The organism is Yonghaparkia sp. Soil809 (assembly GCF_001429705.1).
GTDB lineage: Bacteria > Actinomycetota > Actinomycetes > Actinomycetales > Microbacteriaceae > Microcella.
On record NZ_LMSV01000001.1, the window covers coordinates 1,075,020 to 1,090,968 of the forward strand.

General features: G+C 71.7%; 16 protein-coding genes and 1 pseudogene. 4 read left to right on the forward strand and 13 right to left on the reverse strand.

The window, feature by feature from the left end; all coding sequences use genetic code 11:
• Nucleotides 1-9: 9 nt before the first annotated feature.
• Both ASG83_RS05235 and ASG83_RS05240 read right to left on the reverse strand, forming a co-directional pair.
• Nucleotides 10-417, reverse strand: a complete 408-nt coding sequence (locus ASG83_RS05235; protein WP_082599094.1) for a PGPGW domain-containing protein — start codon at nucleotides 415-417, stop codon at nucleotides 10-12.
• A gap of 34 nt (nucleotides 418-451) precedes the next feature.
• A complete protein-coding gene (locus ASG83_RS05240) occupies nucleotides 452-2,155 on the reverse strand; it encodes a long-chain-fatty-acid--CoA ligase (protein WP_055857833.1) in 1,704 nt (567 codons plus the stop codon).
• 148 nt (nucleotides 2,156-2,303) lie between these two features.
• On the opposite strand from ASG83_RS05240, the gene ASG83_RS05245 reads away from it, so the two are divergent.
• Nucleotides 2,304-3,476: an AAA family ATPase gene (locus tag ASG83_RS05245; RefSeq protein ID WP_055857835.1), complete on the forward strand. Its 1,173-nt coding sequence runs from the start codon at nucleotides 2,304-2,306 to the stop codon at nucleotides 3,474-3,476.
• 7 nt (nucleotides 3,477-3,483) lie between these two features.
• Here ASG83_RS05245 and ASG83_RS05250 read toward each other — a convergent pair whose 3' ends face one another.
• The 8 genes and pseudogenes from ASG83_RS05250 to ASG83_RS05280 all read right to left on the reverse strand — a co-directional run.
• The gene (locus ASG83_RS05250; protein WP_055857838.1) at nucleotides 3,484-4,557 is read right to left on the reverse strand and encodes a low specificity L-threonine aldolase; all 1,074 of its coding nucleotides are present in this window, start codon (nucleotides 4,555-4,557) and stop codon (nucleotides 3,484-3,486) included.
• A 45-nt stretch (nucleotides 4,558-4,602) separates the two neighbouring features.
• On the reverse strand, nucleotides 4,603-5,745 hold the full coding sequence (locus ASG83_RS05255; RefSeq protein ID WP_055859349.1) for an ABC transporter permease: 1,143 nt from the start codon (nucleotides 5,743-5,745) through the stop codon (nucleotides 4,603-4,605).
• Entirely contained in the window at nucleotides 5,745-6,626 is an 882-nt protein-coding gene (locus ASG83_RS05260; protein ID WP_055857840.1) for an ABC transporter ATP-binding protein, read from the reverse strand. Before ASG83_RS05260 ends, ASG83_RS05255 begins: the two co-directional genes overlap by 1 nt.
• 111 nt (nucleotides 6,627-6,737) lie before the next feature.
• Complete coding sequence (locus ASG83_RS05265; RefSeq protein WP_055857842.1) at nucleotides 6,738-7,454, reverse strand: response regulator transcription factor; 717 nt, start codon at nucleotides 7,452-7,454, stop codon at nucleotides 6,738-6,740.
• On the reverse strand, nucleotides 7,451-8,767 hold the full coding sequence (locus tag ASG83_RS05270) for a sensor histidine kinase (protein ID WP_055859352.1): 1,317 nt from the start codon (nucleotides 8,765-8,767) through the stop codon (nucleotides 7,451-7,453). The genes ASG83_RS05265 and ASG83_RS05270 overlap by 4 nt, the downstream gene beginning before the upstream one ends.
• A gap of 70 nt (nucleotides 8,768-8,837) precedes the next feature.
• Entirely contained in the window at nucleotides 8,838-9,509 is a 672-nt protein-coding gene (locus ASG83_RS05275) for an SDR family NAD(P)-dependent oxidoreductase (protein WP_055857844.1), read from the reverse strand.
• Nucleotides 9,510-9,546: 37 nt separating this feature from the next.
• Nucleotides 9,547-9,745, reverse strand: a 199-nt coding sequence (locus tag ASG83_RS13150; protein ID WP_235460034.1) for a DUF6421 family protein, incomplete at its 5' end; no start/stop codon positions are given.
• Between the two features lies 1 nt (nucleotide 9,746).
• Nucleotides 9,747-10,983: pseudogene (locus tag ASG83_RS05280) on the reverse strand (DUF6421 family protein); the annotation flags it as partial.
• A gap of 222 nt (nucleotides 10,984-11,205) precedes the next feature.
• Between ASG83_RS05280 and ASG83_RS05285 the strand changes: the two are divergent.
• Complete coding sequence (locus ASG83_RS05285) at nucleotides 11,206-12,132, forward strand: AEC family transporter (RefSeq protein ID WP_055857848.1); 927 nt, start codon at nucleotides 11,206-11,208, stop codon at nucleotides 12,130-12,132.
• A gap of 13 nt (nucleotides 12,133-12,145) precedes the next feature.
• On the opposite strand, the gene ASG83_RS05290 is transcribed toward ASG83_RS05285, so the two are convergent.
• Together ASG83_RS05290 and ASG83_RS05295 are read right to left on the reverse strand one after the other, a co-directional pair.
• Entirely contained in the window at nucleotides 12,146-12,781 is a 636-nt protein-coding gene (locus tag ASG83_RS05290; RefSeq protein ID WP_055857850.1) for a DedA family protein, read from the reverse strand.
• Between the two features lie 46 nt (nucleotides 12,782-12,827).
• Nucleotides 12,828-13,664 (reverse strand): exodeoxyribonuclease III, encoded by an 837-nt coding sequence (locus ASG83_RS05295; RefSeq protein ID WP_055857853.1) that lies wholly within the window; start codon nucleotides 13,662-13,664, stop codon nucleotides 12,828-12,830.
• An 84-nt stretch (nucleotides 13,665-13,748) separates the two neighbouring features.
• Between ASG83_RS05295 and pyrE the strand changes: the two genes are divergently transcribed.
• Nucleotides 13,749-14,297: an orotate phosphoribosyltransferase gene (pyrE, locus tag ASG83_RS05300; protein ID WP_055857854.1), complete on the forward strand. Its 549-nt coding sequence runs from the start codon at nucleotides 13,749-13,751 to the stop codon at nucleotides 14,295-14,297.
• Between the two features lie 12 nt (nucleotides 14,298-14,309).
• Nucleotides 14,310-15,086: a septum formation family protein gene (locus ASG83_RS05305; RefSeq protein ID WP_055857856.1), complete on the forward strand. Its 777-nt coding sequence runs from the start codon at nucleotides 14,310-14,312 to the stop codon at nucleotides 15,084-15,086.
• A 36-nt stretch (nucleotides 15,087-15,122) separates the two neighbouring features.
• Here ASG83_RS05305 and ASG83_RS05310 read toward each other — a convergent pair whose 3' ends face one another.
• The gene (locus ASG83_RS05310) at nucleotides 15,123-15,920 is read right to left on the reverse strand and encodes an HAD-IIA family hydrolase (protein WP_055857858.1); all 798 of its coding nucleotides are present in this window, start codon (nucleotides 15,918-15,920) and stop codon (nucleotides 15,123-15,125) included.
• Nucleotides 15,921-15,949: the final 29 nt, after the last annotated feature.

Genomic DNA, 15,949 nt, shown 5'->3' on the forward strand with positions numbered 1-15,949 from the left:
GACCCCACGCTACGCCCGCGGCGGGGTCTCCGTCCGTCCGGCGTCCCGGAGGGGGTCCTGCGCGCGTCGCGCCTCGCGACGGGCGCGCGCCGCAGCCGCGGCCCTCTTCGCGATCGCCACGCCGTGCTGGTTGAGCTTCTTCGCCCGCGGGCTCTCGGTGCCGAGGATGGCGAGGCCCCCGAGCGCGATGAGGGCGCCCGGGCCGGGGAGCGGCATGAGCACGACGCCGAGGCCGACGGTCGTGCCGCCGACGACCTTCACGCCGGTGCGGTAGGCCGAGTCGAGGCGCGGGTTCCGACGGATCGCCTCGCGCGCGGCGCCCGCGGCCGAGCGCACCGGCCCCTGCCGCCGCGCATCGTCGGCCGCCGTGTACGCGGCATCGCCGGGGCGCAGGATGCGCGGCTCGGGCTCGGTCATGCGCCCATCCTCCGCCGCCGCCCTTGGAGCCCGCTCACCGCACGAGCCTCCGCGTGAGCTCCTCGCGCACCTCGCGGCGCAGCACCTTGCCGATGAGCGACGTCGGAAGGGCATCCACCGCCTCGAATCGACGGGGCACCTTGTAGGCCGCGAGGCTGCGCTTGGCGTGGGCGCGCAGGGCCTCGGTGTCGAGGGTCGCGCCCTCGGCGAGCACGACGGCGGCGACGAGCTCCTCGCCGCCCTGGGGCGACGCGAGCCCGACGACCGCGGCGCTCTCGACGCTCGGGTGGGCGGCGAGCACCTGCTCGACCTCGCTCGGGGCGACGTTGAACCCGCCGGTGATGACGAGCTCCTTGATGCGGTCGACGATCGTGATGAAGCCGTCCGACGACACCGTCACGATGTCGCCCGTGCGCAGCCAGCCGCCCGGCAAGAGCGTCGCAGCGGTCTCGTCCGGCCGATTCCAGTAGCCCTGGAAGACCTGCGGGCCGCGCAGCAGCAGCTCGCCCTCTTCGCCGACGCCGCGGTCGACGGTCGGGTCCTCCGGGTCGACGACGCGGATGTCCGTGCTCGGGAACGGAACGCCCACCGTGCCCGGTCGCCGCGTCGGCCCCATCGGGTTGCCGACCGCGACGGGCGACGACTCGGTCATGCCGTAGCCCTCGACGAGCAGGCCGCCGGTCGCCGCCTCCCACTGCTCGACGATGCTCACCGGCAGGCTCATCGCCCCCGAGATCGCGAAGCGGATGCCGTCGAGGCTCACGCCCGCCTCCGCCGCACCGGTCGCGAGCCGCTGGTAGATCGGCGGCACGGCGGGCAGGAAGGTCGCGGGCGTCCGGCGCAGGGCAGCGAGCACGAGCTCGACCGTGAACTTCGGCAGCAGCACGAGCCGCGCGCCGATGCTCATCGCGAAGGTCAGGCACAGCGTCAGCCCGTACGCGTGGAACATCGGCAGGGCCGCGTACACGACCTCGGCGCCCTCGCTGAGCCCCGGCACCCAGGCGCGGCCCTGCGCGGCGTTCGCGCGCAGATTGCGGTGGCTGAGGATGGCGCCCTTCGGTCGCCCGGTGGTCCCGCTCGTGTACTGCAGGGCGGCGATGTCATCGAGAGCGGGGCGCGGATGCCCGGGCGCGAGCCGCGGGCCGCGCTCGAGCGCGGCCCAGGGCTCGACCCCCTCGGGCAGCGAGCCCGCGGTGAGCGCGGCCCGCGAGCTGCGCGCCCTCGCCACCGGCAGCCGGAGCATCGCCCGAGTCCCGAGCGGCATGGCGCGAGTCATGTCGACGCCGAAGATCGTCGAGACGCCGAGCTCGTCGGCGAAGCTGCGCACGGTCGCCGCCGTCGCATCCCAGACGATCGCGACGCGGGCGCCGTGATCCGCGAACTGGTGCTTCAGCTCTGCGGCGGTGTAGAGCGGGTTGTGCTCGACGACGATCGCGCCGAGGCGCAGAACGGCGTAGAACGCGATGACGTGCTGCGGGCAGTTGGGCAGGACGAGCGCGACGCGGTCGCCGGCCGTCACGCCGCGGTCGGCCAGGGCCCGCGCCACGCGATCGATGCGCTCGCCGAGCTCGGCGTAGGTCGTCTCCGCGCCGAAGAAGTCGAGCGCGACGCGAGAGCCGAAGCGACGCACCGACTCGTCCATCATGTCGACGAGCGACTGGGCGACGGGAGCGATGTCGTGCGGGACGCCGGGTGCGTACTGGTCGAGCCACGGGCGGCTCTCGAAGACGGAGGACATCTCCGCATTCTGGTCGTTCGACTCGGGTGCGCGCTATTGATGCACCAGCGTTCGGCGCTTCCATCGGGAGCAACAAGGACCTTCTGGTCTTTCGACACATATCTGCAGCAATATAAGAAAAAACATAGACATTGCTATATTCAGTTAGATGGAATCTGCGCTCAATCCCTTCTCTCCCGGTTCCGGCTTGCGCCCGCCTGCTCTCGTCGGAAGGCAAGCGGAAATCGACGCATTCGATCTGCTCGTAGCGCGGACCAGGGGACAACGACCCACTCGGGGTCTCGTGCTCCACGGCCTTCGAGGAGTAGGCAAGACCGTGTTGCTGAACTCTTTTCGAGATCAGGCTGAACGAGCGGACTGGTTCATTGTCGAAATTGAAGGACGAACAGAAGCGAGCGGCCGGGAGGCGGTGAGGCAGCGGCTCGCGCGTTCACTGGTGCTGTCGGCACGAAAGCTGCAGCGGAGGAAGCTAGTATCCGGAGCGGTGTCGTCTGCGCTGGGCACTGTCAAGTCATTTGGGATCTCCCTCGCCGGCCCCACACTGCAATTCGACGTCCCCGCAGCAACTGGGAGAGCTGACTCCGGGCGTCTCGATGTCGATCTCGAAGAGCTCGTCGAAGATCTCGCCCCTGCTCTGAGCAAGGCGGCGAGCGCCTTCGCGATCTTCGTCGACGAAATGCAGGACCTCGATCCAGAGCTGCTCTCTGCGCTTCTCGCCGTTCAGCACCGAGCCGGTCAACGAGGTTGGCCGTTCTACGTCATCGGTGCCGGGCTGCCATCGCTCCCCGCGGTCCTCAGCGCGAGCAAGTCGTACGCGGAAAGGCTGTTCAGCTACCGCGCGATCGCGGCGCTCGACGATGACGCGTCCATCGCGGCCCTCGTGGAGCCTGCGGAGGCACGGGGAGTGCACTTCGATGAACGCGCTCTCGCGATGATCGTGACGGCTGCCGGGGGCTATCCGTACTTTTTGCAGACATACGGGCAGGCAGTGTGGGATATCGCTAGTGACCGTCTCATTACCGAGGCCGATGCTGCCGACGCGATCGTTGCCGGCACCGCCGAGCTGGACATGGGCTTCTTCCCGGCGCGATGGGAACGCGCGACGCGGTCGGAGCGTGACTATCTGCGAGCGATGAGCGAGAGCGGAGATGCGCCGGTCCGGAGCGCCGTCGTCGCCGAGCGGATGGGAGTTCCCCCGTCTCGGCTCAGTCCATCCCGTCAGAGCTTGATCGAGAAGGGCATCATCTACTCTCCCGATCGCGGGCTGGTGGCGTTCACCGTTCCGCACATGGCTCAGTTCGTACTGCGCCAGCGCGAATAGTGAGCCGCTAGCGCGTGAGCTCCTCGCGCACGACCGCGAGGAAGCGGTCGATGTCGTCCTCGGTCGTGTCGAAGGCGCACATCCAGCGCACCTCGCCGCGCGCGCGATCCCAGTCGTAGAACCGGACGCGCTCCCGGATCCGGTCGGCCACGGCGTTGTCGAGCACCGCGAACACGGCATTCGCCTCGGTCGCCTGGCTGAAGCCGAGCGAGTCGGCGGGCACCGAGCCGTCGGCGAGCATCCGCTCGAGGCCCGCCCGGAGGCGCGCGGCCATCGCGTTCGCGTGCGCGGCCGAGCGGATGCCGAGCCCGCCCTCGAACAGCGTGATCAGCTGGGCGGAGAGGAAGCGCATCTTGCTCGCGAGCTGCATGTTCATCTTGCGCAGGTAGGTGAGCCCGTCCACGCGCGCGGGGTCGAGCACGACGATCGCCTCCGCGCCGAGGAGCCCGTTCTTGGTGCCGCCGAGCGAGAGGATGTCGACGCCTGCGTCGGCGGTGAAGGCGCGCAGGGAGGTGCCGAGTGCGGCCGCCGCGTTCCAGACCCGCGCGCCGTCGAGGTGCAGGGCCATGCCGTGCTCGTGGGCGTGGTCGGCGAGCGCGCGCACCTCGTCGGGCGTGTAGAGCGTGCCGAGCTCGGTCGTGTTGGTGATGCTCACGGCGAGCGGCTGGGCGCGGTGCTCGTCGCCCCAGCCGAACGCCTCCGTCGCGACGAGCTCGGGGGTGAGCCTGCCGTCGGGGGTCGGCACGGTGAAGAGCTTGAGCCCGCTCACGCGCTCGGGCGCGCCGCCCTCGTCGGTGTGGATGTGGGCGGTGCCGCTCGCGATCACGGCGCCCCAGCGGGGCATGAGGGCGGTGAGCGCGAGCACGTTCGCGCCCGTGCCGTTGAAGACGGGGAAGACCTCGGCCTGCTCGCCGAACTCCTGCCGAACGACGTCGGCGAGGCGCTCGGTGTACTGGTCCTCCCCGTACGAGATCTGGTGGCCTTCGTTCGCGTCGGCGATCGCCTGCAGAACCTCGGGGTGGACGCCCGCGTAGTTGTCGCTCGCGAAGCCTCGGTAGGTCGTGTCGTGGAGTCGGGTCACGTGCTCATTCTTCCAGGCGGATGCCCGGCGCACGGTCGCCGCCGATCAGCCGCGCAGCGCCTCCGCGAGTCGCACCCGCGCTCCCGTGCGCAGGAGCGAGTTGCGGTACATCCGCGCCCCCAGCTGCACGATGACCACCGCGGTGCCCGCGAGGAGCACGAGTGCCACGAGGGGCTCCCACCACTGGGCCTGCTCGAGGAAGATGCGGACGGGCATCCCGACCGGCGACGAGAACGGCACGTAGGACATGACCGTCAGCACCGCCTCGTTGTCGTTGAAGAAGATGATGAGGAAGTACGGCAGCATCACGAGCCAGGTGACGGGCTGGATGACCGTGCCCACGTCCTCCAAGCGCGAGACGAGCGCCGCCGAGGCCGCGAACATCGCCGCGAGCAGCACGAAGCCGATCGCGAAGAAGCCGAGGAACCAGACCGCGGCGGGGCCGAGGTCGGCGAGCAGGACGTCCTGACCGGTGAGCATGAGCGACAGCCCCGCGGCGACCGCGATGAGCAGGATCTGCCCGAGCGCGAGCACCGAGCTGCCGATGACCTTGCCGGCGAGGAGCGCCTTCGCGGGGACGGCCGTCAGCAGGATCTCGACGATGCGCGTCTGCTTCTCCTCCACGACGCTCTGGGCGACGGTGCCGCCGAACGTGATCGCGGCCGTGAAGAAGATGATGCCGAAGGCGAACGCCACGATGAAGCCGATGCCCTGGTCGACCGGTGACGGGTCGAGCAGGCGGACGTCCGGCGCGATGGAGAGCGCCTGAACGAGCGCTCCCGGAGCGTCGGAGAGCGCGATGACCTCGAACGCCGGGGCCCCGGGCTCCGCGTCCTGGAGCGGGACGACCGCCGCCTCGACGTCGCCGTCGCGAACGAGCCGCTCGGCCGCCTCCGCGCTCGTCGAGCTCTCGATCTCGAGGCCGGGCGCGTCCTCGAGCAGGTCGGCGGCGGCCCCCACGGCGGCCACTCTCGTGTCGCCGAGCGATGACGAGAAGAGGTGCGAGCCCACGATCCCCGCGACGACGAACAGCAGGAGGATCACCGTGGAGATGAGGAACCACTTCGAGCGCACGCGGGAGGTGATCTCGCGACCGGCGATGAGGGCGACGGATGCGCGCAGGCTCGGTGCGGCGAGCGCGTCGCCCGGGCGGCGGGCGCCCGATGCGGTGGAGGAGGAGAACGACATCACTGCACGACCTCTCGGAAGATCTCGGTCAGGGTGGGGCGGCGCGGGGCGAACCGCTCGACGGCGCCGCGCTCGGAGGCGAGGCGCAGCACCGACTGCGCCGCAGCGGGGTCGGCCTCGAACAGCACGTAGTCGCCGTCGAACTCGATGACGGCGACCTCCGGGAGGGAGCGCACCCACCCGGCGTCGTCGCCGACCTGAAGCTCCCACTGCCGGCCGGCGCCGCGAGAGCGCAGCTCGTCGCGCGTGCCCGCCGCGCGGATGCGCCCCTCGGAGATCACGACGACGTCGTCGCACAGCCGCTCGACGAGGTCGAGCTGGTGGCTCGAGAACAGCACAGGCACGCCGCGCGCGGCGCGCTCGGCGAGCACTCCGAGCACGGTCTCGACCGCCATCGGGTCGAGCCCGGAGAAGGGCTCGTCGAGCACGAGGACGCTGGGATCGTGCACGAGGGCCGCGGCGATCTGAGCGCGCTGCTGATTGCCGAGCGAGAGCTTCTCGATGGGCTCGTCGCGTCGCTCCGACAGCTCGAGCCGGTCGATGAGGTCGTCGGCCGCATCGCTCGCATCCGCGTTGCGCATGCCGCGCAGCCGGGCGAGGTAGACGAGCTGCTCGTGGACGCGCATCTTCGGGTACAGGCCGCGCTCCTCGGGCATGTAGCCGAAGCCGCGGCGGTCGTCGGCGGTGATCGGCCGGCCGTCGACGAGCACCTCGCCGGCGTCGGCATCGAGCACGCCGAGCAGGATCCGCATGGTCGTCGTCTTGCCGGCGCCGTTGCCGCCGACGAAGCCGGTGAGTCGGCCGGCGCCGACGCCGAAGGTCACGTCGTCGAGCACGGTGCGGTCGCCGAAGCGCTTGGTCGCGCCTCTGATCTCGAGCATGGATGCCCCTTCCGTCGTCGTTCACACTACGAAGTCGAGCGATCCGCGGCATCCGCCGCGAGGCGGGTCCGCCGGCGGTGCGCGTCATCCCCGCGGGGGAGGGAGCGCCGGTCAGCCGTCGCCGCCGGGGACGGCGACGCCGTTCTCGTACGCGAAGACGACCGCGTGCACGCGGTCGCGCAGCTCGAGCTTCAGCAGGATCTTCGACACGTGGGTCTTCACGGTCGCCTCGCCGAGCCACAGCGCGGCGGCGATCTCGGCATTGCTGAGCCCGCGAGCGAGCAGCCCGAGGACCTCGGTCTCGCGCTCGGTGAGCTCGGAGAGCCGCGGGTCGGCTGGCCGCTCGACAGCGAGCCCGTCGGCCGCGCCCGCCGCGCGCTCGATGACCCGCCGCGTCACGTCGGCGGCGAGCAGCGCGTCGCCCGCGGCGATCACCTGCACGGCCTCGACGAGCTTCTCGGGGCTCGCGGTCTTGAGCAGGAACCCGCTCGCGCCCGCCTCGAGCGCCGCGAACAGGTAGTCGTCGCGATCGAACGTCGTGAGGACCAGCACGCCGGGGTGCGCCGCCGACCCCGCCGGGGCATCCGCCTCGAGGGCGCGGATGCGCCGGGTCGCCTCGAGGCCGTCGACGCCCGGCATCTGCACGTCCATGCAGATGACATCGGGCCGCAGCTCGCGCGCGAGCGCGACCGCCTCGGCACCGTCGCGCGCCTCGCCGACGACCTCGATGCCGGGTTCGGACTGGAGGATCACGCGGAAGCCCGCGCGCACGAGGTCCTGATCGTCGACGAGGAGGACGCGGATCGCGGCCGGTGGCGTCGGGCTCACGGCGCGGCCTCGGCGACGACGAGCGGCACGCGGGCCCGCACGAGGTAGCCGCCGCGGCTGCGCGCGCCGGCCTCGAGCGAGCCGCCGACGGCCGCCACCCGCTCGCGCATGCCGAGCTGGCCGAGACCGCCCGGCGCACCCGTGGGGCTCGGCGCAGTCGGGGCGCGGCGCTCGCCGATTCCCGTGTCGGCGACCTCGAGCTCGACCGCGTCGTCGGAGTACCGCACCCGCACCTCGATCGTGGCGCTCGCGCCCGCGTGCTTGAGGCTGTTCGTCACGGCCTCCTGCGCCACGCGGTAGAGGGTCGTGTCGACGAGCGGCGAGAGGTGCCGGGGCTCGCCGATCGACTGGAAGCGCGCGGTGCGGCCCGCCGCCCGGACGTCCTCCGCGAGCGATTCGAGGTGGGCGACGCCGCGCGTGCTCGGGCCGTCGCCGGGCTCGCCCGCGGGTCCGTCCGCCCCGCGGAGCGTCGAGACCAGCCGGTGCAGCTCGTCGACGGCGTCACGCGCCGACTGCTCGATCGCACCGAGGGCGGTCGTCGCGAGCTCCTCCGCGTCGGGGCCGCCCGCGCCGAGCGCGCGTCGCGCGGCCCCCGCCTGGATGCCCATGACCGAGACGTGGTGCGCGACGACGTCGTGCAGCTCGCGCGCGATGCGGACGCGGTCGAGGGCGACGGCCTGCGATGCGGTGAGTTCTCGCTCGCGGGCGAGCTCGTCGGTGCGGGCCCGCAGCACGGCTCGCTCGCGCGCGGCCTCCCACGCGCGGTCGCCGAACGCCCACGCCCCCGCGAAGTACAGAACGTTCGTGATGAGCGTGATGAGGCCGAACGCGACGCCCGGCGCGACGAGCCCGACACCCGAGTCCTCGGGGACGAGGCTCGTGTCGAACGCGGCCTGCGTGACGCTCCAGAACAGCCAGATGAACATCGCGATGACGATGATGATGCGGCTGATGCGCGCCGCACGCCGATTGCGCCCCCACGCGCCGATCGAGTACATCGCCGAGAAGAGCGCGATGTTGCTGAACAGCACCTCGGGCACCTCGTTGAGGATCCCGAGGAAGTACACGAGCGAGATCACGATCGTGACGGTGATCGGATGCGTGCGCCGCCAGACGAGCGGGCCCGACACCCCGAGCACCATGAGGGCCGCGTGCCACGGCACGGGCGGCTCGTCGAAGAAGCCGGCCGAGGCGTACAGGACGATCGCGAACGTGGCCCCGATCGCGATCGTGACCGCGAGCAGGCCGTCGGCGCGCATGCCGTCGCGACCGGGGCCCGGGCGCATCCAGTGCCCGTCGGCGTCGAGTTCCATGGCGCTCACGTCAGCACCGTAGTCGGGTCGAGCACCGCTCGGCATCCGTCGCGCGACGGATCCCGGCCGTCTACTCGACGGCCGCGTCGTCGCCGAGCGTTGCGACGACGCCGTTGAGCTTTTCGTGCGGGAGGTCCCACAGCGCGGCGACCGACTGCGCGAGCGCGTCGACGACGCCCTCGCCGTCGAGCGACTCGACGACGAACGTGACGGCGGCCGTCGGGGTGCCCTTCACGCGCCAGCCGTTCGCGAGCGCCTGCACCCACGTCTCGGCGGCCGTCTTGAGGGTGACGTAGTTCACCATGCCCCAGCGGGGTGCGGCGACGGATGCGCTGCTCACGATCGCGAGACGCCCCGCGCTCGACGCGCTGAGGTCGTCGCGCAGCTCGCGCGAGGTCACCCGCAAGGTCGTCAGCACGCGCCTCTCGAGCCACTCCCAGTCCGCGTCGGAGGCCCCGGCCCGCCACCCGCCGACGAGGTGGATGAGGCCGTCGATGGAGGGGCGCCGGGTGCGGAGCGCCGCCGCCCACTCGGCCACGGCATCCGCGTCGGAGAGATCGAGAGCGTGCGTCTCGGCGGCCGCGATCTCCTCGATCGTGTCGGGGCGCGAGCTCACGGCGACGACGTAGGCGCCCGCCGCGGTGAGCGCGGCGCAGACCTCGCGGCCCGCGGCGCCGCCCGCTCCGGCGACGACGACCGTGCGGTCGTGGGCGGCGGCGGTGTCGGCGGCGGGGTCGGTCATGCCGTCGAGGCTAGCCGCCCCGCTCATGCCGCCCCGCTCATGCCGCGTCGGTCGCGGCGGCGTCGGTCGCCCCGGTGATGCCCGCGGTCGACTCGATGACGAGGGCCATCTTCTTCTGCAGGGCCTCGAAGAACATCGACAGCGGGAACTCGTCGTCCATCACGAGGTCGGTCCAGCCCTTGAGCGGGCCCTCGAGCACCGCGCGCGGGAGCCCGGCCGCCCACTGCGAGGCGGGGNCGATCGAGGACCAGTAGAGCTCGTTGATCGCGTCGCTCAGGGCGACGACGACGTCGGGCACGGCGTCCCAGTCGATCGCGAGCTGCGTGTCCGTCCAGTGCAGCACGCCCTTCTGGTGCATCCAGGCGAACAGCAGCTGGCCGCCGACGCCGTCGTAGTTGCGGGTGCGGGTGCCCGTGATCGAGAAGCGGAAGATTCGATCGAAGATGACCGCGTACTGCACCAGCTGGGCGTGCTCGCGCGTGACGGCATCCGTCGCATCGTCGCGCCGCAGGCGCACGGCCTCGCGGAAGGCGGTGAGGTCGCAGCGCAGCTCCTCGAGCGTGTAGAGGAAGAACGGCATGCGCTGCTTGATCATGAACGGGTCGAAGGGCAGGTCGCCGCGCATGTGGGCGCGGTCGTGGATCATGTCCCACATCACGAAGGTGCGCTCGGTGAGCTCCTGGTCGTCGAGCATGCGCCTCGCGCCCTCGGGCAGGTCGAGCTTCGTGATCTCGGCGGCGGCGCGGACGACGCGGCGGTAGCGCGCGGCCTCGCGGTCAGCGAAGATCGCGCCCCACGTGAAGACCGGAAGCTGCGCGGGCGTGCCCTCGGGGGCTCCGGCCGGCACGCGCGGCGTGACGGCGACCGACTCGGGGAAGAGCACGGCCGAGTTCGTGTCGTAGCCGGGGGTGAAGTCGGCGAAACGCAGGCCGAGGTACAGCGCGTTGCCGTACTCGCCGGCCTCGAGCTCGGCGATGAAGTCGGGCCAGATGACCTCGAACACGACGGCCTCGACGAGGCGGTCGGTCGAGCCGTTCTGCGTGTACATCGGGAAGACCACGAGGTGCGCGACGCCGTCGCGGCGCTGATCGGCCGGCCGGAACGCGTCGAGCGCGTCGTAGAAGTCGGGAACCGCGAAGCCGCCGTCGCGCCAGGCCTCGAAGTCGCGGGCGGCCGCGAGGAGGTAGTCGGTGTCGTACGGGATGCGCGGGGCGAAGTGCCGCAGCGACTCGACGATGACGCCGACGTGGTGGGCCGCCTCGGCGTGCACCGACTCGTCGGGGATCGAGCCGTCCTTCACCTGGTGCGGGCGGATCGCCTCGGCGGCGGCCTTGAGAGCCGCCCACTGCGGGTCGGCGACGATCTCGGCGGCGATGGGGGCGGGCCCGTCGATCACGGCGGTCGCGGGTCGGGCGTCCTCGACGACCTCGGGCTCTCCGATGACGGGCGCGACGGTGCGTGCGGTGTCGGTCATGAGTCCTCCTTCGGTCGGTCGCGGGGGCACCCTGGAGAGTCGCCGGGAAGCGGGGCGGGATGCCCTTCGAGCGTATGCGGAATTCCTTCGGTTTTGATTGCGCCCGGCGCACGAAAACGTCACGGGGCGGCCATCGGAAGCAGCATGGTTGCGAATGGAGACGGTGGACGGCGCGGATCGCGCGCGCGCGGGCGCTCGTCGGGCATCCGGGAGACTGGATGCATGGTCGGAGTGCTCACGGGGTTCGCGATCATCGGGGCGATCGTGGCTGTCGGCTGGCTCACCGGGCGCCTCGGCGTGCTCGGCCCCGACGCGGCGACCGTTCTGGGGCGGGCGGCGTTCTTCGTGTTCACTCCCGCGCTGCTGTTCACCGTGCTCGCCGACGCCGACGTCGAGCAGCTGTTCTCGCGGCTCCTGATCGTCTCGGCCGCGGCCGCGGCGATCTGCCTGCTGGGGTTCGCGCTCGTGGCGCGGCTGGTCTGGCGGCGAGGGGCGGCGGAATCCACGATCGGCGCGCTCGCGTCGAGCTACACCAACGCCAACAACATCGGTCTGCCGCTCGCGGCGTACGTACTGGGGGATCCCTCGCTGTCGGCGCCGGTCATCCTGCTGCAGCTCATCGTCATCGCCCCGATCGCGCTGACGATCCTCGACGTCTCGACGAGCGGGCGCGTGTCCGTCGGGCGGATCCTGACGCAGCCCGTGCGCAACCCGCTCATCATCGGCTCGGCGCTCGGACTGCTTCTCGCCGTGACGGATGTCGAGCTGCCCGGCCCCGTCATGGAGCCCTTCCGGCTCCTGGGAGGGGCGGCCGTGCCCGTCGTGCTCTTCGTGCTCGGCCTCTCGCTGACGGGCGAGCGCATCCTCGCCGCGGGGACGGGCCGGAGGGACGTCCTCCTCGCGACGACTCTCAAGATCGTCGTGATGCCCATCGCCGCCTGGCTGATCGGCGCGTTCGTCCTCCGGCTCGACGGAGCCGACCTCTTCACCGTCGTGACCCTCGCGGCCCTCCCGGCCGGTCAGAACGTATTCCAGTACGCGCAGCGCTTCGACCGGGCGACGGTCGTGGCGCGCGACGCCGTGCTCATCACGACGGCGCTCTCCGTGCCCGCGCTCGTCGTCGTCGCGGCGCTGCTCGCCCCGCGCTGACGGGGGCGCGGCGTCAGATGTCGGCTGAGGGGTCGCCGGCCTGGTGCGCGCGGCGCTGGCGACGGATGCGCAGCACGATGACGACCGCGAGCGCGAGCACCGCGATCACGAGGATGAGGCGGGAGTACTGCGCCATGAACGCCTCGACGACCGTCCAGTTCTCGCCGAGGACGAAGCCCAGGATGATGAAGAGCGAGTTCCAGATGCCCGAGCCGATGAGGGTCAGCAGCAGGAAGAGCCCGAGGTGCATGCGCTCGACCCCGGCAGGGATCGACACGAGGCTGCGGACGATCGGCACGAAGCGCCCGGTGAGCACGGCGACCTTGTCGTGCTTTCCGAACCAGATCATCGACTTGTCGACGTCGTCCGCGCTCATGAGCGGCACCTTGTCGGCCCAGCGCCGCAGGCGAGCGACGCCCACGAACCGCCCCAGGTAGTAGAGGCCCAGGGCGCCGATGAGCGAGCCGGCCGTCGTGGCGATGATCGCGCCGACGAGCGAGAACGACCCGCGGCTGGCGGTGAAGCCCGCGAGCGGAAGGATGATCTCGCTCGGGATCGGCGGGAACAGGCTCTCGATCGCCACGAGGAGCCCGGCGCCGACGACGCCGAGCGACTCCATGATGGCGATGGCCCAGTCGTCGATTCCCATGGGGCCCGAGCCTACCGGGGCCGCTTCGTGCGACTCCGCGCCCCTGTCAGAAGATCATCGGGCGGTCGTCGTCGTCCTCGTCGCTCGCGAGCTCGACGAGCACGGGGACATGATCGCTCGGGGCGTCGCCCTTGCGCTGCTCGCGCTCGATCCGGGCATCCACCACCCGATCGGCGAAGTCCGGGGTGCCGAGGATGAAGTCGATGCGCATTCCCTCGTTCCGCGGGAACCGCAGCTGCTTGTAGTCCCAGAAGGTGAAGCCCTCCGGCTGGATGGGCCGCACGACGTCGGTGAGCCCGATCGCCTCGAAGTGGGCGAAGGCCTCGCGCTCGCGCGGCGAGATGTGGGTCGAGACGCCCGGGACGAAGCTCGGGTCACCCATGTCGGCGTCCGTCGGCGCGACGTTGAAGTCGCCCGTGAGCGCCATCGGCGCGCCGGGGTTCGCCGCCATCCACGCCTGCGCGTCGTCGGCGAGCGCGGCGAGCCAGCGCAGCTTGTAGTCGTAGTGCGGGTCGTCGAGGCCGCGGCCGTTGGGAACGTAGAGGCTCCAGACGCGGACCCCGTCGATCGTCGCGCCGAGCGCTCGGGCCTCGAGCGGGGCATCCGGCCCCTCATGGCCCTTCGCGAAGCCGGGCTGCCCGCGGAAGCCGACCTCGACGTCGGTGATCGGCAGGCGGCTCGCGATCGCGACGCCGTTCCACTGGTTGAGGCCCCACGTCACCACCTCGTAGCCGGCGGCCTCGAAGCCATCGCGCGGGAACTGCTCGTCCTTGCACTTGATCTCCTGCATCGCCAGCACGTCGATGTCGGCGTTCACGAGCCAGTCGACGACGCGGCCGTGACGGGTGCGGATCGAGTTGACGTTCCAGGTGGCGATGCGCATGGGGCAAGCGTATTCGGCGTCGCTGACCGGCCGGGGCGGATGCTCGGCCACGGTCGATCGGATGCGCTCGGTAGGCTGGCGGGCGTGACCGACGCGCGCGAGCAGCTCATCCAGTACATCCGCGACGAGGCCGTCTTCCACGGCGACTTCACGCTCACGAGCGGCAAGAAGGCCAGCTACTACATCGACCTGCGCAAGGTCAGCCTCGACCACCGCGTCGCCCCGCTCATCGGCCGCGTCATGGTCGACCTCATCGCGGACATCCCCGACATCGCCGCCGTCGGCGGGCTCACGATGGGCGCCGACCCGATCGCCTCGGCCGTGCTGCACCAGGGCGCCGCTCTCGGGAGGACTTACGACGCCTTCGTCGTGCGCAAGGAGCCCAAGGACCACGGGCGCGGCAAGCAGGTCGAGGGCCCCGACCTCGAGGGCAAGCGCGTGATCGTGCTGGAGGACACCTCCACGACGGGGGGCTCGCCGCTCACCGCCGCTCGCGCTCTGGAGAAGGTCGGCGCGATCGTCGTCGCCGTCGCGGTCGTCGTCGACCGCGCGACCGGCGCGCAGCAGATCATCGAGGATGCGGGCTACGAGTACCGCGCCGCGATCGGGCTCGCCGACCTCGGGCTGGCGTAGGCCCCACCCGCCATGGGCGCGCGCGACGACGACCTCGAGACGCAGGCGCTCGACTCCGTCGACGTGCCGACCGAGGCGATCGACGCTGTCGACGTGCCGACGGAGGCGCTCGCCGTCGCCGATGAGCCCGACCCGCGCACGCAGGCGCTCGCCGCGGAGGCCGGAGCCGCGATCGAGAGCCGCCGCGCGCGGGCGCGCGCCGAAGCGCCGCGCCGGCCGGGCATCCTCGTCATCGTCGCGGGGGCGCTCGCGGCCGTGCTCGCGCTCATCGGGCTCTTCCTGCTCGGCACGCGCATCGCCGAATGGGGGGCCGCGCCCGCCGCCGAGCCGACCCCCGAGCCGACCGTCGTCACGCCCACCCCCACGCCGACCCCGACGCCGACGCCCGTCGCGCGACCCACGGCGCCCGCCGCGCCGGGCGTGCACGAGTGGACGGCGCTCTTCGGCGGCGAGTGCCTCGCCGAGTACGTCGACCCGTGGCAGCTCGAGTTCACGGTCATCGACTGCGCCGAGCCGCACCCCGCGCAGCTGACCTACCGCGGGCCGCTGTCGACCGACGCCGCCGCCGCGTACCCGGGAGAGGAGGCGATCGCGTCGCAGGTCCCCGTCATCTGCGGAGCGCCGACAGGCCTCGACCTCGCGACCGCGGGCGCGTACGCCGACCTGCAGGTGCAGGCCGCCTACCCGGTCTCGGCCGAGGCGTGGGAGGCCGGGGAGCGCGACTACTTCTGCTTCGTCACGCGCTCCTCCGGCGAGTCGATCACCGGGTCGGTCGCGCCGACCGGCTGAGCCGGGCGCGTGCAGCCGACCGGCGAGAGCGACCGGCTACAGCTCGGCCTCGACCGGCTCGGGGTTCACGAGCTCGTGCACGCCCTCGAGGATCTCGCTCGGTCGGAACGGGTACCGCGCGATCTCGCGCTCGTCGGCGATGCCGGTCATGACGAGCACCGTGTGCAGGCCCGCCTCGATGCCGGCGATGATGTCGGTGTCCATGCGGTCGCCGATCATGCCCGTGTTCTCGCTGTGGGCGCCGATGCGGTTCATCGCCGAGCGGAACATCATCGGGTTCGGCTTGCCGACCACGTAGGGGGTGCGGCCCGTCGCCTTCGTGATGAGCGCCGAGATCGCGCCCGTCGCCGGCAGCGGGCCGTCGGCGCTCGGGCCGGTCGCGTCGGGGTTCGTGGCGATGAAGCGCGCGCCGCCGTTGATGAGGCGGATCGCCTTCGTGATCGCCTCGAACGAGTAGTTGCGGGTCTCGCCGACGACGACGTAGTCGGGGTTCGTCTCGGTCATGATGAAGCCCGCCTCGTGAAGGGCCGTCGTGATGCCGGCCTCGCCGATGACGAACGCGCTGCCGCCGGGCATCTGGCTCTTGCAGAAGTCGGCCGTGGCGAGAGCGCTCGTCCAGATCGCCTCCTCCGGCACGTCGATGCCGCTCGCGCGCAGGCGGGCCGCGAGGTCGCGCGGGGTGAAGATCGAGTTGTTCGTGAGCACCAGGAAGGGGGTGCCGGCGTCGCGCCACTGCTGGATGAGCGCCGCGGCCCCCGGCAGCGCGGTGTTCTCGTGGACGAGCACGCCGTCCATGTCGGTGAGCCAGCACTCGATCTCTCGTCGGTCTCGCATGCGCTCAAGCCTAGTCAGCGGGGGTGACC